Genomic DNA, 16700 nt, shown 5'->3' with positions numbered 1-16700 from the left:
GAGTGATTGTCAGTGGTGTGGTGCACGGTTGGTCCCAGATCCGAACCCGGCCGAGCTGGAGGGGGCCTCAGCCATGTCTGTGTCCGTGGACGCCACACCCGTCGAAGCGAGCGGGAGCGCCCTGCGTCCGCACGCCGAGCACGCCTTCGCCGCCGAACTCGCGGCGCTGGCCGCCCAGGACGACCGGCCGCGCCCGGCCCGCTGGAAGCTGTCACCGTGGGCGGTGGCGACGTACCTGCTGGGCGGCACCCTGCCGGACGGCACGGTGATCACGCCCAAGTACGTCGGCCCGCGCCGCATCGTCGAGGTCGCCGTCACCACGCTCGCCACCGACCGCGCCCTGCTCCTGCTCGGCGTGCCCGGCACCGCCAAGACCTGGGTGTCGGAGCACCTGGCGGCCGCCGTCAGCGGCGACTCCACCCTGCTGGTGCAGGGCACGGCCGGCACACCGGAAGAGGCGATCCGCTACGGCTGGAACTACGCGCGGCTGCTCGCGCACGGTCCGAGCCGCGACGCCCTGGTGCCCAGCCCCGTCATGCGGGCCATGGCCGAGGGCATGACGGCCCGGGTAGAGGAGCTGACCCGCATCCCGGCCGACGTCCAGGACACGCTGATCACGATCCTGTCCGAGAAGACCCTGCCGATACCGGAACTGGGCCAGGAGGTGCAGGCGGTCCGCGGCTTCAACCTCATCGCCACCGCCAACGACCGCGACCGCGGCGTCAACGACCTCTCCAGCGCCCTGCGCCGCCGCTTCAACACGGTGGTGCTGCCGCTGCCGGAGAGCGCCGACGCCGAGGTCGACATCGTCACCCGCCGCGTCGAGCAGATCGGCCGCTCCCTGGACCTGCCCGCCGCGCCCGACGGCATCGAGGAGATCCACCGCGTCGTGACCGTCTTCCGCGAGCTGCGCGACGGCATCACCGCCGACGGGCGGACGAAGCTGAAGTCGCCCAGCGGCACGCTGTCCACCGCGGAGGCGATCTCCGTCGTCACGAGCGGCCTCGCCCTGGCCGCGCACTTCGGCGACGGCGTGCTGCGCCCGGGCGACGTCGCCGCCGGCATCCTGGGCGCCGTCGTCCGCGACCCCGCGGCCGACCGCGTGATCTGGCAGGAGTACCTGGAGACGGTCGTCCGCGAGCGCGACGGCTGGAAGGACTTCTACCGGGCCTGCCGGGAGGTGAGCGTGTGAGCGACTCCGCTGGGGGAGGGGCGTTCGCCTCCGGGGCGCTGCTGCTCGGGGTGCGCCACCACGGGCCCGGCTCCGCGCGCGCCGTGCGGGCCGCCCTGGACGCCGCCCGGCCCGGGGTGGTCCTGATCGAGGGCCCGCCCGAGGCCGACCCGCTGATCCCACTGGCAGCCGACCCGGGGCTGCGGCCCCCGGTCGCCCTGCTCGCCCACGCGGTGGACGAGCCCGGCCGCTCGGCCTTCTGGCCGTTCGCCGAGTTCAGCCCCGAGTGGGTGGCGATCCGCTGGGCCCTGGAACAGGGGGTTCCGGCCCGGTTCATCGACCTGCCGGCCACGCACACCCTGGCCTGGCAGGACGAGGAGGCACCCCCCGGGCCGGGACCGGGCGACGCGGACGGCAAGGACGGCGCGGGCGGCGAGGGCACCGAGGCCGACCGGATCCGGGTCGATCCCCTCGCCGTACTCGCCGGGACCGCCGGGTACGACGATCCGGAGCGGTGGTGGGAGGACGTCGTCGAGCACCGGGGGCCGGGAGCGGCGGACCCGTTCGCGCCCTTCGCCGCGCTGGAGGAGGCGATGGGCGCGCTGCGGGAGCGGTACGGCGCCGGCGGGCGCCCCCGCGACCTGGTGCGCGAGGCCCACATGCGGCTCCAGGTCCGGGCCGCGCGGCGGGAGTTCGGGGACGCGGTGGCCGTGGTGTGCGGGGCCTGGCACGTGCCCGCGCTGCGGCACAGGTCCGCCGTCGCCGCCGACCGGGCCCTGCTGAAGGGGCTGCCCAAGGTCAAGGCCGACCTGACCTGGGTGCCCTGGACGCACCGCAGACTGGCCCGCTCGAGCGGCTACGGCGCGGGTATCGAATCGCCCGGCTGGTACGGGCACCTGTTCCGGGTGCCGGACCGGCCGGTCGAGCGCTGGCTGACCAAGGTGGCGGGGCTGCTGCGCGAGGAGGACCGGATCGTGTCCTCCGCGCACGTCATCGAGGCGGTACGGCTCGCCGGGACCCTGGCCGCCCTGCGCGGCCGACCGCTGCCCGGCCTCGGCGAGACCACCGAGGCCGTGCGCGCGGTGATGTGCGACGGCTCGGACGTCCCGCTGGCGCTGGTGCACGACCGGCTGGTGGTCGGGGACGTGCTGGGCGAGGTGCCCGAGTCCGCACCGGCGGTGCCCCTGCAGCGGGACCTGGCCCGCGAGCAGCGCCGGCTGCGGCTGAAGCCGGAGGCGCTGGAGCGCGAGCTGGAGCTCGATCTGCGCAAGGACACCGACGCCGGCCGCAGCAGACTGCTGCACCGGCTGCGGCTGCTGGGTGTCGGCTGGGGCGAGCCGGCCCACTCGCGGGGGAGCACGGGCACCTTCCGGGAGACCTGGCGGCTGCGCTGGGAACCGGAGCTGTCCGTGCGGGTCGCCGAGGCGGGCGTGTGGGGGACGACCGTCCTCGCGGCCGCGACGGCCCGGGCCGAGTCCGACGCGACCACCGCCGGCGCCCTCGCCGAGGTCACCGCGCTCGCCGAGCACTGTCTGCTCGCCGGGCTGCCCGACGCGCTGCCGGTGGTGATGCGGGTGCTCGCCGACCGGGCCGCGCTGGACACGGACGCCGGCCACCTCGCCCAGGCCCTGCCCGCGCTGGTCCGCTCCCTGCGCTACGGCGACGTGCGCGGCACCGACACCGGCGCCCTGGCCGAGGTCGCGGCGGGCCTCGCCGAGCGGGTCTTCGTGGGCCTCCCGCCGGCCTGCGCCGCCCTGGACGCGGACGCGGCGGAGGAGATGCGGGGCCATGTCGACGCCGTGCACACGGCGGTGGGACTCCTGGCGGAGACCCTGACCGGCACCGCGGCCGACGCGCACGGCGACCTGCGCGGCCGCTGGCGCTCCGTGCTGCGCGCCCTGGCGCTGCGGGACGCCGTGGCCGGCGTCGTACGGGGGCGGGCCCTGCGGCTGCTGCTGGACGACGGCGCGCTGGAACCCGGCGAGGCGGCACGCCTGATGGGGCTCGTGCTCTCGCCGGGGACACCGCCCGCCGACGCGGCCGCGTGGATCGAGGGCTTCGCCGGCGGCGGGGGCGGCATGCTCCTGGTCCACGACGAGCGGCTGCTCGGCCTGGTCGACACCTGGCTGACCGGGGTGTCCGCGGAGGCGTTCACGGACGTACTGCCGCTGCTGCGGCGCACGTTCTCGGTGTACGAGCCCGGGGTGCGCAGAACCCTCGGAGAACTGGTGCGGCGCGGCCCGGGCACCACCCGGGGCCCGGACGCCCGGGCGGGCGACACACCGGGGTTCGCCGCCGACCTGGACCTCCGGCGGGCGGACGCCGTGCTCCCGGTGCTGCGGCTGCTGCTCGGCCCGGACACGGAGCACCCGGGGACGTCCGACCACAACAGCCTCGCGGGGGTGGGGACATGACGACCGAACCGATGACACGGGACGCCGGCGACGACGCGGGCGACCCCGCGCGCGAGCGGCTGCGGCGCTGGCGGCTGGTGCTCGGCGGCGACCAGGCCGACGGCACCGGATGCGCGCTGTCCGGCCGGGACGCGGCGATGGACGGCGCCCTCGCCGCGCTGTACGGCAAGGGGGACCGACCGCAGACGGGCCGGGAGCGCTCCGCGGGCCTCGGCGCCTCGGCGCCGTCGGTGGCGCGCTGGCTCGGGGACATCCGCACCTACTTCCCCTCCTCCGTCGTCCAGGTCATGCAGCGCGACGCGATCGACCGGCTGGGGCTCGCCTCGCTGCTGCTGGAGCCGGAGATGCTGGAGGCGGTCGAGGCCGACGTGCACCTGGTCGGGACGCTGCTCTCGCTGCACCGGGCGATGCCGGAGACGACGAAGGAGACGGCACGGGCCGTCGTCCGCAAGGTCGTCGAGGACCTGGAGAAGCGGCTCGCCACCCGCACGCGGGCCACCCTCGGCGGCGCCCTCGACCGCAGCGCCCGGGTCAGCCGCCCCCGCCACCACGACATCGACTGGAACCGCACGATCGCGGCCAACCTCAAGCACTACCTGCCCGAGTACCGCACGGTGGTGCCGGAACGGCTCATCGGCTACGGGCGGGCGGCGCAGTCGGTGAAGAAGGAGGTGGTCCTCTGCATCGACCAGTCGGGGTCGATGGCCGCGTCGGTCGTCTACGCCTCGGTGTTCGGGGCGGTGCTCGCCTCCATGCGGTCGATCAGCACCCGGCTGGTCGTGTTCGACACGGCGGTCGTGGACCTCACCGACCAGCTCGACGACCCGGTCGACGTGCTCTTCGGCACCCAGCTCGGCGGCGGCACGGACATCAACCGGGCGCTCGCCTACTGCCAGGCGCAGATCACCCGGCCCGCCGAGACCGTGGTCGTGCTGATCAGCGACCTGTACGAGGGCGGCATACGCGCCGAGATGCTCAAGCGGGTCGCGGCGATGAAGGCGTCCGGGGTGCAGTTCGTGGCCCTGCTCGCGCTGTCGGACGAGGGGGCGCCCGCGTACGACCGGGAGCACGCGGCGGCGCTCGCGGCCCTCGGCGCACCGGCCTTCGCCTGCACACCCGACCTGTTCCCCGAGGTGATGGCGGCGGCGATCGAGAAGCGGCCGCTGCCGATACCGGACACCGTGTGACGGAGCGTCGGAAAGACGCGGGAAGGGGACATGGCTACCCATCGGTAACAGGGGGCTTGCGTTACCTCGGGTCCGCCGTGCGAGGATCGACGGCGCCCGAGCCGTACCCAGCCGAGGAAGCGCTCGCCCGTTGACCCTGTCTGCCGCCCCGTTCGGTTCCGCCGTGCGCGTACTGCGTACGGCGGCGGGACGGCGTGCCCTGCAACTGGCGCTGCTGGTCGGCGGACTGCTCCTGCTCGGGTTCCTCTGCGGTGAGCAGGCGCACGCGGCCGAGCGGACACCGGCGGCCGCGACCACCTCGGCGGCCCCGGTGACGTCGGCGGGAGCGGTGACCTCGACGGTACAGGCGACCTCGACCGGGCTGCTGCCGGCCGGGCAGCGGGACGCGGTACGGCAGGTCGCCGAGCGGGTCGTCACGCCGGTACGGGACGTGGTGGACACCGCGACCCGGACCCTGCGGCAGGTGGGGACACAGGTGCAGACGCAGACGCGGCCGCCCTCCGTGGACCTGCCGGAACTCCCGGAAACCACCGAGCCGTTGCCCACGCAGCCGCTGCCCGTGAACCCGCTGCCCACGCCCGCGCGGCCCCGGCCCCACCTTCCCGGCACCACGGCCCCCGCGCCCGCACCACACCCGGCTCAGGCCGAGGGCGGTCACGTCCGCGCCGAGTCCCGCACCGCCGCACCCGCCCGCCCGTCGGCCACCGCCTATGGACCGGACGCCGTCCCCGGCGGCCTCGCCCCCCACGCTCCGGCGCCCGCACCGGCCGCCCGCCACACCGCCGTACCCGCCGAGGCCCCGGCCGCGCCCGCGCCCTCCGGGGACCCGGACGGCACGCTCGGCAAGCAGGCGGCCGACGGCACCGCGTCCCGCCACGGCGACCCGCACGCCGTCACCCTCGACGGCCGGGCGCCCCTGCGTCTGCTGCCCGGCACCGCCGCGCACGCCGACGCGCCCCGGATCCGCGAACGGCACCGCGACATCCCCGTCTTTCCCGGCTAGGGCCCAGGACCGGCCTCCCCGTCACGCGACGTGTCGCGCGGGGGCGCCACAAGGTCTGCCCGTTCCGCCGGAGCCGCCGGCCCATCCCGGCGCACTCCGGACGGAGAACCCCCAGCCGTTTCCGAAGGACTGACGCACGTATGAACAAGAACATCCGCCGCTCGATCGCGATAGCCGCAGGCGTCACCGGCGCCTGGGCGCTCGGCTCGGCCGTGGCCAGCGCCGACGAACTGCCCACCCCGGCGGTCTCGGTGCCGGACACCGACAGCGCGGCCGGCACGCTCACCGGCACCCTCGACGGCGCCGTCGGCGATGTCCAGGACACCGTCTCCGGCCTGACCGGCACGGCCACGTCCACCGCCTCCGCCGCCTCGACCGCGGTGCAGCAGAAGGCGTGGAGCACCGTGGGCACCGGCGCCGACCAGGCTCGCCGCCACGGCGATGCCACGGCGCCCGCCACGGCGATCCGGGGCGCCCGGGCCATCCAGGGTGCCCGTGCGGCCCGTACGCAGGCGCACTCCCACGCGGCCGGCGCCGAGGCCGAGGCCGCGCGCACCGCCGACCGCCTCGCACACCACGCCGCACACCACGCCACGACCCGCACCCCGGTCGCCCACCTCTCCACGCCCTCCCCGCAGGACGGGATCGACTACCTCTTCGGCCCTCTCGCCTCCTTCGCCCCCGAGGTGGAGGAAGCCCTGGCCGCCGCCCAGACCAAACTGCAGGCCGCTCAGCAGGCGGCCCGTGCCCGGGCCGAGGGCGCCGTAAGGACGACGGCTCAGCAGACCGTGGCCGCCGCGCGGGGCCGCACCGCCGGTACGTCGGCCGTCGCACGCGGTGAGGCGGACCGGGCGGGCGGCGCCGCCGGGGCCACCGCCGCCGCGGTGCCCGCGCACGTCAGCGGCGTGGCCGCGGGTGTCGAGCAGTGGGTGGCCGGCACGGTGCGGTCGGTGCCGGGCACGGTGACCCCGGTCGTGGACGCGACGACCGCGGCGGCCGTCCCGCCGGTGGCCTCGGCCGCCGTGGACGGCGTGGTGCCGCTCGCGGGCCGGGCGCTCGCGGGCGTCCGGCCGGTGGCCGGGGACGCGGTGACCGGTGTCCACGGCACCGCCGCGGGGGCCGTGGGGGACGCCGTCCCGACGGCCGGGTACGCGGTCGCGAGCGTCGACGGCACCGCCTCCGGCGCGGTCCAGGGCGTCCAGGGCACCGGCACCGCAGCGGTGACCGGTGTGCGGGGTACCGCCGCGGACGCCGTCGACCGGGCGCGCGGACTGGCGACGGACGCCGTCGCCGGCGTGCACGGAGTCACCACCGGCGCGGTGGGCGACGTGTCCGGGGTGGGCGGGCGCGCGGTGACGGGCGTCCACCAGGTGGCCCGCGGCACCGGAACCGGCGCCCGGGGCACGGTCACGGACGCCGTCGCCGACGCCTACCCGGTCGCCGGGAGCGCGCTCACCGACGTCCACGGGACCGCCTCCGGCGTCCTCGCCGGCGTGCCGCCGTACGCCACCGGTCTGGCCGGCCAGACCGCGCACGGCACCGCCGACGCCGTGCTGCCGCCCGTCGCCGGAACCGCCGTGCACGGGGTCGTCCCGGTCGCCGGGCAGGCCGTGGCGGACGCGGGGACGCTCGCGTACGGGGTGGCCGGCGACGTCCGGCCCTTCGCGGGCGGCGCCGTGGACGCCGTACCGCCGGCCGTCCACGGCGTGACCGGGCGGACCGGCACCTTCGCGCAGGGCGTGACCGGTCAGGTGCCGCCGTTCGCGGCCGGGGCGACCCACGCGCTCCGGCCGGTCTCGGACACCGCCACCGGCACGGTCCACGCGGTCGCGGACACCGCCACCGGCACGGTTCACGCGGTCGCGGACACCGTCACCGCGACCGTGCGGCCGGTGGCCGACACCCTCACCGGCACGGTGACCGGCACCGTCGACGCGACCGTCCGGCCGGCCGTGGGCGGCGTCGGCGGCAGCACGGCCGGCCTGGCGTACGGCGTGGCCGGCCAGGCCGGGCTCTTCGCGGGCGGTGCCGTGGGCGAGACCGGGCCCGTCACGCGGCAGGCCGGGCCGTTCGCGTACGACCTGGCGGGGACCGTGCGGAGCACCGGCGGTCCGCTGGCCGCGCACGCCGCGTCCGGCGTCGAGGGGGTCGCCGGATCCGTCACGCCGGGGTATGCGCAGGACCTGTACCCCGGTCACGCACCGCAGCAGGGCTGAGCGGCCCGCGAGACTCCGCGGGGGCGAGCGGACCCGGACGGCCGAACGCCGTCGGACCGTCCGGCCCGACCCCCGCGGCCAGGGGCGGGTGGTCCCCATTGGGGTGGGGATCAACCGTCCGGGGCCCTTCGGGGCCCGCTCAGAGGCCTCACCGGGTCAACCCCAGCCCGGTGAGGCCTCGCACATCGCCCGGATGCCACCAAGCTGCGGCACGGCGTGTCAGCGAACGCGGCATCATGTGACAGGTATCACCGCTCAGGTGTGACCCTCGATTTAGGGCGCCCCCGCAAGCGGCGATAACCTGCGAGACGGACATGCCGCGCGCTCGGACACCGTGTGCGCTTCCCTTGTGACACAGCGGACGTCACGTTGCCCTTCGCGGCACGCCCACGCATCCAACGAACCGCGAGATCACTGATAGGGACGGAAGCGCGTGGACCTGTTCGAGTACCAGGCGAGGGACCTCTTCGCCAAGCACGATGTACCGGTGCTGGCCGGTGAAGTCATCGACACGCCTGAGGCGGCGCGCGAGATCACCGAGCGGCTGGGCGGCAAGTCCGTCGTCAAGGCGCAGGTGAAGGTCGGTGGTCGCGGCAAGGCCGGTGGCGTCAAGCTGGCCGCCTCCGCGGACGAGGCCGTCGCCCGTGCGACGGACATCCTCGGCATGGACATCAAGGGCCACACGGTCCACAAGGTCATGATCGCCGAGACCGCCCCGGAGATCCTCGAGGAGTACTACGTCTCCTTCCTCCTCGACCGTGCCAACCGCACCTTCCTCTCCATCGCCTCCGTCGAGGGCGGCATGGAGATCGAGGAGGTGGCGGCCACCCGTCCGGAGGCCGTCGCGAAGACCGCGATCGACCCGATCGACGGTGTGGACGAGGCCAAGGCCCGCGAGATCGTCGAGGCCGCCCAGTTCCCGGCCGAGGTCGCGGACAAGGTCGTGAACGTCCTCGTCAAGCTGTGGGACACCTTCATCAAGTCGGACGCCCTCCTGGTCGAGGTCAACCCGCTCGCGAAGGTCGCCTCCGGCGAGGTCATCGCGCTCGACGGCAAGGTGTCGCTCGACGACAACGCCGAGTTCCGTCACCCCGAGTACGAGGAGCTCCACGACAAGGCCGCGGCCAACCCGCTCGAGGCCGCCGCCAAGGAGAAGAACCTCAACTACGTCAAGCTCGACGGTGAGGTCGGCATCATCGGCAACGGCGCCGGTCTCGTCATGAGCACCCTGGACGTCGTCGCGTACGCCGGCGAGAAGCACGGCAACGTCAAGCCCGCCAACTTCCTGGACATCGGCGGTGGCGCCTCCGCCCAGGTCATGGCCAACGGCCTGGAGATCATCCTGGGCGACCCGGACGTCAAGTCCGTGTTCGTCAACGTCTTCGGTGGCATCACCGCCTGCGACGAGGTCGCCAACGGCATCGTGCAGGCCCTGAAGCTCCTGGAGGACCGCGGCGAGAAGGTCGAGAAGCCGCTCGTCGTCCGCCTCGACGGCAACAACGCCGAGCTGGGCCGGCAGATCCTCACCGACGCCAACCACCCGCTGGTGCAGCGCGTCGACACCATGGACGGCGCGGCCGACAAGGCCGCCGAGCTGGCCCACGCCGCCAAGTAAGCACTCAGGACGAGGACAGAACACACCATGGCTATCTGGCTCAACAAGGACAGCAAGGTCATCGTCCAGGGCATGACCGGCTCCACCGGCATGAAGCACACCAAGCTCATGCTCGGCGACGGCACCCAGGTCGTGGGCGGCGTGAACCCGCGCAAGGCGGGTCAGTCCGTGGACTTCGACGGCACCGAGGTACCGGTCTTCGGCACCGTCAAGGAGGCCATCGAGAAGACCGGCGCGAACGTCTCCGTCATCTTCGTGCCGGAGAAGTTCACCAAGGACGCGGTCGTCGAGGCCATCGACGCCGAGATCCCGCTGGCCGTCGTGATCACCGAGGGCATCGCCGTGCACGACACGGCCGCCTTCTGGTCGTACGCCGGCAAGAAGGGCAACAAGACCCGCATCATCGGCCCGAACTGCCCCGGCATCATCACCCCGGGCCAGTCGAACGTCGGCATCATCCCGGGCGACATCACCAAGCCGGGCCGCATCGGCCTGGTGTCGAAGTCCGGCACGCTGACGTACCAGATGATGTACGAGCTGCGTGACATCGGCTTCTCGACGGCCGTCGGCATCGGTGGCGACCCGATCATCGGCACCACCCACATCGACGCCCTCGCCGCGTTCCAGAACGACCCCGACACCGACCTGATCGTCATGATCGGCGAGATCGGCGGCGACGCGGAGGAGCGCGCGGCGGCGTTCATCAAGGAGAACGTGACGAAGCCGGTCGTCGGCTACGTCGCGGGCTTCACCGCGCCCGAGGGCAAGACCATGGGCCACGCGGGCGCCATCGTCTCCGGTTCGTCCGGCACCGCCCAGGCGAAGAAGGAGGCCCTCGAGGCCGCCGGCGTCAAGGTCGGCAAGACGCCGACCGAGACGGCGAAGCTGGCCCGGGAGATCCTGAGCGCCTGAGCTTCCCCACCCGCTGCCGGCAGGCCCGCCCCGTTCCCCGGGGCGGGCCTGCCGCCGTTTCGCCGCACCCCGCTCACCGGGTGTCCGGCACCAGCCGCTCCGGACCCCGCGCCGCCGCCCGGCGCAGCTTCGCGCGCAGGGCCTGTGCCTCCCGGGACAGCGGGCCCATGGCGGGGGGCGGCGGGACGCCCTCCACCGCCTGCGCCGGTGCCACGGGAGGCTCGTAGTGCGTCGGCGCCGTCCGCAGCGTCAGCGTCGTCGCGCCGATGATCGTGCAGGTGAAGGCGATGGCCGAGCGCGTCCAGAACACGTTGCGGCGCTCACCGCAGGCCCGTACCGCGGTCGCCTTGGCGGGCGCCAGGCGCTCCGTGGCGGCGAGCTGCTCCAGGCGCCGGCGCAGCGCGGCGGGGTCGGCCAGCTCCGGGACCCGCGCGGCGACGGCCTCGCGTGCGCGGGAGAGCCGGCCGGCCGCCGCCGGGGTGCTCGCCTCGGTCTCCGCGGCGGTCTCCGGCAGGTCGAGTCCGACGCCGTCGTACAGCACGAGCGTGCGCCGGTACGACGGCGGCAGCGCGAGCAGGGCGTCCCGCAGCGCGCGGTCGGCGGGGTCCGCCGGAGGGGGGTCGGGGTGCCGGTGGCGGGGGCGGAACCGGTGCCAGGGGGAGAGGGCGCACTCGTACGCCATCGCCCGCACCCAGCCCCCCGGATCGCGGTCCCGGGCCACCTCCGGCCAGCGCTGCCAGGCGAGTTGGAACGCCTGCTCGACGGCTTCCCGGGCCAGTTCGCGGCGGCCGGTGAGCAGGTAGGTCTGCCGTACGAGGGCGGGAGCGCAGCAGGCGTACAGCGCGTCGAAGGCCTGATCGGGCGTCAGCGAGCCGGAGTCCTCCAGGTGTCGGTGGCTCGTCGGCGGCGGCAGGGGGTTGGCGAGGCTCTCCGGCACGGGACATCACCCTTCCGTACGAAAAAGTAGATAATCATATATTGAGCGACACATCGGTGTTTGCCCCGTTACGACGGGAAAGGGCGTGTCGTTGGCAGCATGGCGGGGTGACCCTGATGACCGCTCGCCGCCCGTCGCTGGCACCCCTGCTGCACCGGATGCGCGACCGCCCGCCCGGGCTCGGCGCGAGCCTGCTCGGCGGCGCGGTGGCCGCCGGGCTCGGGCTCGGCACGCTCGCCGTGCTCGTGCTGGCCCTGTGGGTCAGCTCGCCCTACCCCGACAGCGGGCCGGGCGGCGCCCTGCACGTGGCCGCCGCGCTGTGGCTGCTCGGGCACGGCGTCGAACTGGTCCGCACCGAGACGCTCTCCGGCGCGCCCCAGCCGGTCGGCGTGACCCCGCTGCTCCTCCTCGCGCTGCCGGTGTGGCTGGTGTACCGGGCGGCGCGGGACGCCACCGACGCGTCCGCCGACCCCGAGGGGCCGCCGCCGGTCCCGGCGCGCACGGCCTGGACGGGAGTGGTCGCCGGGTACGTCGGCGTCGGCGCTGCGGCCGCCGTCTACTGCTCCGGCGCCGATCTCCGCCCTTCCTGGAGCGGGGTGACGGTGTGTCTGCCGTGCGTGGTGGCCTGCGCGGCGGCGGTCGGGGTCTGGTCGGGGCACGGCCGCCCGCCCGAGCCCGTGCTGGGCCCGCTGCGAGTGCTGCCGGAACCGGTGCGGCGGCTGCTGCTCGGGACGGACGCGTGGGCACGGCTGGCCACGGCCGTCCGCGCGGCCGGGGCCGGTGCGGCGGTGCTGTGCGGGGGCGGGGCGCTGCTGGCCGGGATCTCCCTGGTGCTGCACGGGGACACCGCGCGGGCGTCCTTCCTCCAGCTGACGGAGGGCTGGACCGGACGGTTCGCCGTCCTGCTGCTCGGCATCGCGCTCGTCCCCAACGCCGCGCTCTGGGCGGCCTCCTACGCCCTCGGCCCCGGCTTCACCCTCGGCACCGGGCACCTGGTCGCCCCCCTCGCCTCCGACCCCGCCCCGCTGCTGCCCCCGTTCCCGCTGCTCGCGGCGGTACCGGACGCGGGCCCCGGCACACCGCTGAACTGGGCCACGGGACTGGTGGCGGTCGCCGCCGGGGCCACGGTGGGGTGGTTCGTGGCCCGGGGAGCCGTGCCCCAGGGCGGGGAAGGGGAGGCGCCGCCGCAGGGGTGCTGGCCGGCCGGGCGGACCGCCGGGGCCCTGCTCCTGGCGGCGCTGCTGTGCGGCGCGCTGCTCGCCGTCCTCGCCGACCTGTCCGGCGGCCCCCTCGGCGCGGCCGCCCTGGCCCGGTTCGGTCCCGTGGCCCGGGAGACCGGCGCGGCCGCGGCCCTCTGGACGGCGGTCACCGGGATGCCGGTGGCGCTGGTCGTACGGCTGTGGCGGCTGTGGAGGCGGCGGCCGAACCAGGACACCGGCCCGGCCCGGGGCGCGACCGCCGCCGGGCCCGCCAGGACCACGGCACGGCACAACCCGGGGACGCCGGCGAAGCCCCGCAGGGAGGCGAAGCCGCCCGCGCTCACGGTGGGCGGCCCCGTGGACCCGGCCGAGGACGAGCGCTACGACGTCCTCCCCGCCACCGATCCCTTTCCCTCGGCCTGGGAGCCCGACGACCTCTCCCGCACCTCCCGCTGGGCAGCCCTCACGGAGGCCTCGGCGGCTCCCCAGGCACCCGCACCCCCCGCACCCCGGAAGCCGGACGCCGAACCGGAGTCACCGACTCCACCGACCGGACCGCCCCGGCAGCAGCCACCGTCCGGCGACTCCGCCCCACCGGAAGAAACCGGCTGACGGCAGGACCGGCTCCCCGAGGACGACGGAATGGCTCGCGCGCACCGGCGGCAACCGGCGATCGCCACACCGGCGCGGTGCCGCACCCGACCGCGACCCGGCGGGAAGCGGAGCCCCCTAGCTGCTCCCCGTCCCCAGCACCCCCCGCAGCTCCTTCGGCAGGAGCTGGTCGCAGGACTGCTTGGCCTCGTGGGTGAGGGCGTCGGAGACGCACGTGTAGTAGTCGCGGTAGACGACCTGGACCGCGAAGGTCGTGCCGACCAGGGCCAGGGCGAGGGAGGCGGTGACCAGGCCGCTGATGGCCGCCGTGGCCTGGGGGCGGGCGCCCGGCGCCGGCGTCGGGGCCGGGTTGTCGGGACCGGGGGTGCGGGGCTTGGCCCGCAGCGCGCTGATGCCCCAGTACAGGGCCAGCGCACCCAGCAGCAGGGCCACGTAGGTCCAGCTGAACAGGGCGAAGAAGACGGCCCACATCCCCGACAGCAGTGCGTAGCGCGCGCGGCGCTGCGCCGGGTCCAGCGGGTCCCAGCGCATGTTGGAGCCACCCGGGCCGCCCGGGCCGGCCGGACCCTCGGGGCCGCGGCCGGGACGTTCGCCGAAGCCGCCGGGGCCGCGTCCGGGCTGCCGGCCGCTCCACTGGCTGCCCCACGGCGATCCGCCTCCGGAGCCCTCGGGGTGCCGCGGCTGCCACGGCCGGTCGGGGGTGCCTTCCGGCGGCGGCGCGAACGGGTTGTCGTCCTGGCCCTTGCCGCCCCGGTCCTGGTTCTCGCCGTCCCGCCCGCCGGGCGGCGCCGACTCCGGTGCCGACTCCGGCGGCGAGGACGGCCGCTCCCGCAGCAGCACGGCGCCCCGCTCGCCCCCCTGGACCGGGAGCGGCGGGAACGTGAGGAGTCGCAGGCTGCGGTCGGGCATCAAAAGAGCGTCTTCCCCTAGGTGGATACGGCTGTCCGAGGTGAGCTTCCAGAGCTTCCACCCCGTGAACGCACCGCACGACGACCGCGTTCCCGAGGCAGCCCCTTCTGGATTCCCTGCGAACGCTACCTTCCGGCCACGCCCCCGTCCCGTGGGGGCCGTCCGGAGTGCCGGTATCGTTGCTGACGGTCGGCCGCTTCGTAGACTTCCCCGTATCCCGGGGCGCGATGCATTCGTACGACTGTACAAACCGGCCGGACACACACCGCTTCCCCGAGAAAGGGCCCCACCGTGGCCGCCACCTCCGCTGGCCCAGCGGTCAAGCGCCTCGTCGTGCTGGTCTCCGGATCCGGCACCAACCTGCAGGCGCTCCTGGACGAGATCGAGCGCACCGGAGCCGAGGAGTACGGCGCGCGGATCGTCGCCGTCGGGGCCGACCGCGCCGGTGTCGAGGGGCTCGCCCGCGCCGAGCGGGCTGGGCTGCCGACCTTCGTGCGGAAGGTCAAGGACTACGCCACGCGGGACGAGTGGGACGCCGCCCTCGCCGAGGCCGTGGCCGCGTACGAGCCCGACCTGGTCGTCTCCGCCGGGTTCATGAAGATCGTGGGGAAGGAATTCCTCGACCGGTTCGGCGGGCGGTTCGTCAACACGCACCCCGCCCTGCTGCCCAGTTTTCCCGGGGCCCACGGTGTCCGCGACGCGCTCGCGTACGGCGCCCGGGTCACCGGCTGCACCGTCCACTTCGTCGACGACGGCGTCGACACCGGCCCGATCATCGCCCAGGGCGTGGTCGAGGTCCGGGACGAGGACGACGAGAGCGCGCTGCACGAGCGCATCAAGGAAGTCGAGCGAAGGCTGCTCGTCGAGGTCGTGGGGCGGCTCGCCCGCAACGGCTATCGCATTGAGGGACGAAAGGTAGTTATCCAGTGACCGCCGAGAGCACAGTCACGGCCGAGAGCGGCAAGCGGGCCATCCGCCGCGCGCTCGTCAGCGTCTACGACAAGACCGGGCTGGAAGAGCTGGCCCGCGGGCTGCACGAGGCCGGCGTCCAGCTGGTGTCCACCGGCTCCACGGCCTCCCGCATCGCCGCCGCCGGCGTCCCCGTCACCAAGGTCGAGGAGCTGACCGGCTTCCCGGAGTGCCTGGACGGCCGCGTCAAGACCCTGCACCCGAAGGTGCACGCGGGCATCCTCGCCGACCTGCGGCTGGACAGCCACCGCGAGCAGCTCGCCGAGCTGGGCGTGGAGCCCTTCGACCTGGTCGTCGTCAACCTCTACCCGTTCCGCGAGACGGTCGCCTCCGGCGCCTCGGACGACGAGTGCGTGGAGCAGATCGACATCGGCGGCCCCTCCATGGTCCGTGCGGCCGCCAAGAACCACCCCTCCGTCGCCGTCGTCACCAGTCCGCGCCGGTACGCCGACGTGCTCTCGGCCGTCAAGGACGGCGGCTTCGACCTCTCCGCCCGCAAGCGGCTGGCCGCCGAGGCCTTCCAGCACACGGCCGCCTACGACGTGGCCGTCGCCTCCTGGTTCGCCTCCTCCTACGCCCCCGTCGACGAGTCCCCGTTCCCCGACTTCCTCGGCGCCACCTGGGAGCGCGCGCACACCCTGCGCTACGGCGAGAACCCGCACCAGCCGGCCGCGCTCTACACCTCCGGCGAGGCCGGCCTGGCCTCGGCCGAGCAGCTGCACGGCAAGGAGATGTCGTACAACAACTACACGGACACGGACGCCGCCCGCCGTGCCGCGTACGACCACGACGAGCCGTGCGTGGCGATCATCAAGCACGCCAACCCGTGCGGCATCGCGATCGGCGCGGACGTCGCCGAGGCGCACCGCAAGGCGCACGCCTGTGACCCGGTCTCCGCGTACGGCGGCGTGATCGCCGTGAACCGGCCGGTCAGCAAGGAGATGGCCGAGCAGGTCGCGGAGATCTTCACCGAGGTCGTCGTGGCGCCGGACTACGAGGAGGGGGCCCTGGAGGCCCTCGCCCGGAAGAAGAACATCCGGGTCCTGAAGGCCCCGGGCGCCCCCGCCGCCCCGGTGGAGGTCAAGGCGGTCGACGGCGGCGTGCTGCTGCAGGAGACCGACCGGCTGCAGGCCGAGGGCGACGACCCGGCCACCTGGACGCTCGCCAGCGGCGAGGCCCTGTCCGAGGCGGAGCTGGCCGAGCTGGCCTTCGCCTGGAAGGCGTGCCGCGCGGTGAAGTCCAACGCGATCCTGCTCGCCAAGGACGGCGCCTCGGTCGGCGTCGGCATGGGCCAGGTCAACCGCGTCGACTCCTGCAAGCTCGCCGTCGAGCGGGCCGGCGAGGAGCGGGCCCGCGGCTCCTACGCCGCGTCCGACGCCTTCTTCCCCTTCCCCGACGGCCCCGAGATCCTCATCGCGGCCGGCGTGAAGGCCATCGTCCAGCCGGGCGGCTCGATCCGCGACGAACTCGTGGTGGAGGCCGCCCAGAAGGCCGGCGTGACCATGTACTTCACGGGCACGCGCCACTTCTTCCACTGAGGCGCGCCGGGGCCGGCC

The 16700-nt window shown here is 75.0% G+C and carries 11 protein-coding genes and 1 pseudogene; 10 read left to right on the top strand and 2 right to left on the bottom strand.

Annotated elements, in window-relative coordinates; all coding sequences use genetic code 11:
• Positions 1 to 73 precede the first annotated feature (73 nt).
• The 7 genes from AQJ66_RS13350 to sucD all read left to right on the top strand — a co-directional run bounded on the left by AQJ66_RS13350 (position 74) and on the right by sucD (position 10518).
• Positions 74 to 1192 carry an ATP-binding protein gene (locus tag AQJ66_RS13350; RefSeq protein ID WP_061920532.1) on the top strand — a complete coding sequence of 373 codons (1119 nt, stop codon included), beginning with the start codon at positions 74 to 76 and terminating at the stop codon, positions 1190 to 1192.
• Positions 1189 to 3585, top strand: a complete 2397-nt coding sequence (locus AQJ66_RS13345) for a DUF5682 family protein (protein WP_061920531.1) — start codon at positions 1189 to 1191, stop codon at positions 3583 to 3585. The genes AQJ66_RS13350 and AQJ66_RS13345 overlap by 4 nt, the downstream gene beginning before the upstream one ends.
• Positions 3582 to 4772, top strand: coding sequence for a VWA domain-containing protein (locus AQJ66_RS13340; RefSeq protein ID WP_244162816.1), 1191 nt, complete (start codon positions 3582 to 3584; stop codon positions 4770 to 4772). Before AQJ66_RS13345 ends, AQJ66_RS13340 begins: the two co-directional genes overlap by 4 nt.
• A 163-nt stretch (positions 4773 to 4935) precedes the next feature.
• Entirely contained in the window at positions 4936 to 5775 is an 840-nt protein-coding gene (locus AQJ66_RS13335; protein WP_159052559.1) for a hypothetical protein, read from the top strand.
• A 140-nt stretch (positions 5776 to 5915) separates the two neighbouring features.
• Positions 5916 to 7991: a hypothetical protein gene (locus tag AQJ66_RS13330; protein WP_061920528.1), complete on the top strand. Its 2076-nt coding sequence runs from the start codon at positions 5916 to 5918 to the stop codon at positions 7989 to 7991.
• Positions 7992 to 8424: 433 nt separating this feature from the next.
• On the top strand, positions 8425 to 9606 hold the full coding sequence (gene sucC / locus AQJ66_RS13325) for an ADP-forming succinate--CoA ligase subunit beta (protein WP_061920526.1): 1182 nt from the start codon (positions 8425 to 8427) through the stop codon (positions 9604 to 9606).
• Positions 9607 to 9633: 27 nt separating this feature from the next.
• Positions 9634 to 10518 carry a succinate--CoA ligase subunit alpha gene (sucD, locus tag AQJ66_RS13320; RefSeq protein ID WP_061920525.1) on the top strand — a complete coding sequence of 295 codons (885 nt, stop codon included), beginning with the start codon at positions 9634 to 9636 and terminating at the stop codon, positions 10516 to 10518.
• A 73-nt stretch (positions 10519 to 10591) separates the two neighbouring features.
• Here sucD and AQJ66_RS13315 read toward each other — a convergent pair.
• Positions 10592 to 11458: pseudogene (locus AQJ66_RS13315) on the bottom strand (RNA polymerase sigma factor); the annotation flags it as partial.
• Positions 11459 to 11571: 113 nt separating this feature from the next.
• Here AQJ66_RS13315 and AQJ66_RS13310 point away from each other — a divergent pair.
• Entirely contained in the window at positions 11572 to 13266 is a 1695-nt protein-coding gene (locus tag AQJ66_RS13310; protein ID WP_079060223.1) for a cell division protein PerM, read from the top strand.
• Between the two features lie 117 nt (positions 13267 to 13383).
• Here AQJ66_RS13310 and AQJ66_RS13305 read toward each other — a convergent pair whose 3' ends face one another.
• Positions 13384 to 14175: a hypothetical protein gene (locus AQJ66_RS13305; RefSeq protein WP_061920521.1), complete on the bottom strand. Its 792-nt coding sequence runs from the start codon at positions 14173 to 14175 to the stop codon at positions 13384 to 13386.
• Positions 14176 to 14466: 291 nt separating this feature from the next.
• Between AQJ66_RS13305 and purN the strand changes: the two genes are divergently transcribed.
• Entirely contained in the window at positions 14467 to 15105 is a 639-nt protein-coding gene (gene purN / locus AQJ66_RS13300; RefSeq protein WP_061920518.1) for a phosphoribosylglycinamide formyltransferase, read from the top strand.
• Positions 15102 to 16682, top strand: coding sequence for a bifunctional phosphoribosylaminoimidazolecarboxamide formyltransferase/IMP cyclohydrolase (gene purH / locus AQJ66_RS13295; RefSeq protein WP_061920516.1), 1581 nt, complete (start codon positions 15102 to 15104; stop codon positions 16680 to 16682). Before purN ends, purH begins: the two co-directional genes overlap by 4 nt.
• Positions 16683 to 16700: the final 18 nt, after the last annotated feature.

This window comes from Streptomyces bungoensis (assembly GCF_001514215.1).
Classification (GTDB): Bacteria; Actinomycetota; Actinomycetes; order Streptomycetales; family Streptomycetaceae; genus Streptomyces; species Streptomyces bungoensis.
Note: the sequence above shows the minus strand (reverse complement) of the source record. Positions and strands in the feature narration are given on the sequence as shown.

Coding starts and splice junctions, on each gene's coding strand:
- AQJ66_RS13340 (WP_244162816.1), top strand. CDS start 3,582: ATGACGACCGAACCGATGACACGGGACGCCGGCGACGACGCGGGCGAC.
- AQJ66_RS13305 (WP_061920521.1), bottom strand. CDS start 14,175: ATGCCCGACCGCAGCCTGCGACTCCTCACGTTCCCGCCGCTCCCGGTC.
- AQJ66_RS13350 (WP_061920532.1), top strand. CDS start 74: ATGTCTGTGTCCGTGGACGCCACACCCGTCGAAGCGAGCGGGAGCGCC.
- sucD (WP_061920525.1), top strand. CDS start 9,634: ATGGCTATCTGGCTCAACAAGGACAGCAAGGTCATCGTCCAGGGCATG.
- AQJ66_RS13330 (WP_061920528.1), top strand. CDS start 5,916: ATGAACAAGAACATCCGCCGCTCGATCGCGATAGCCGCAGGCGTCACC.
- AQJ66_RS13310 (WP_079060223.1), top strand. CDS start 11,572: ATGACCGCTCGCCGCCCGTCGCTGGCACCCCTGCTGCACCGGATGCGC.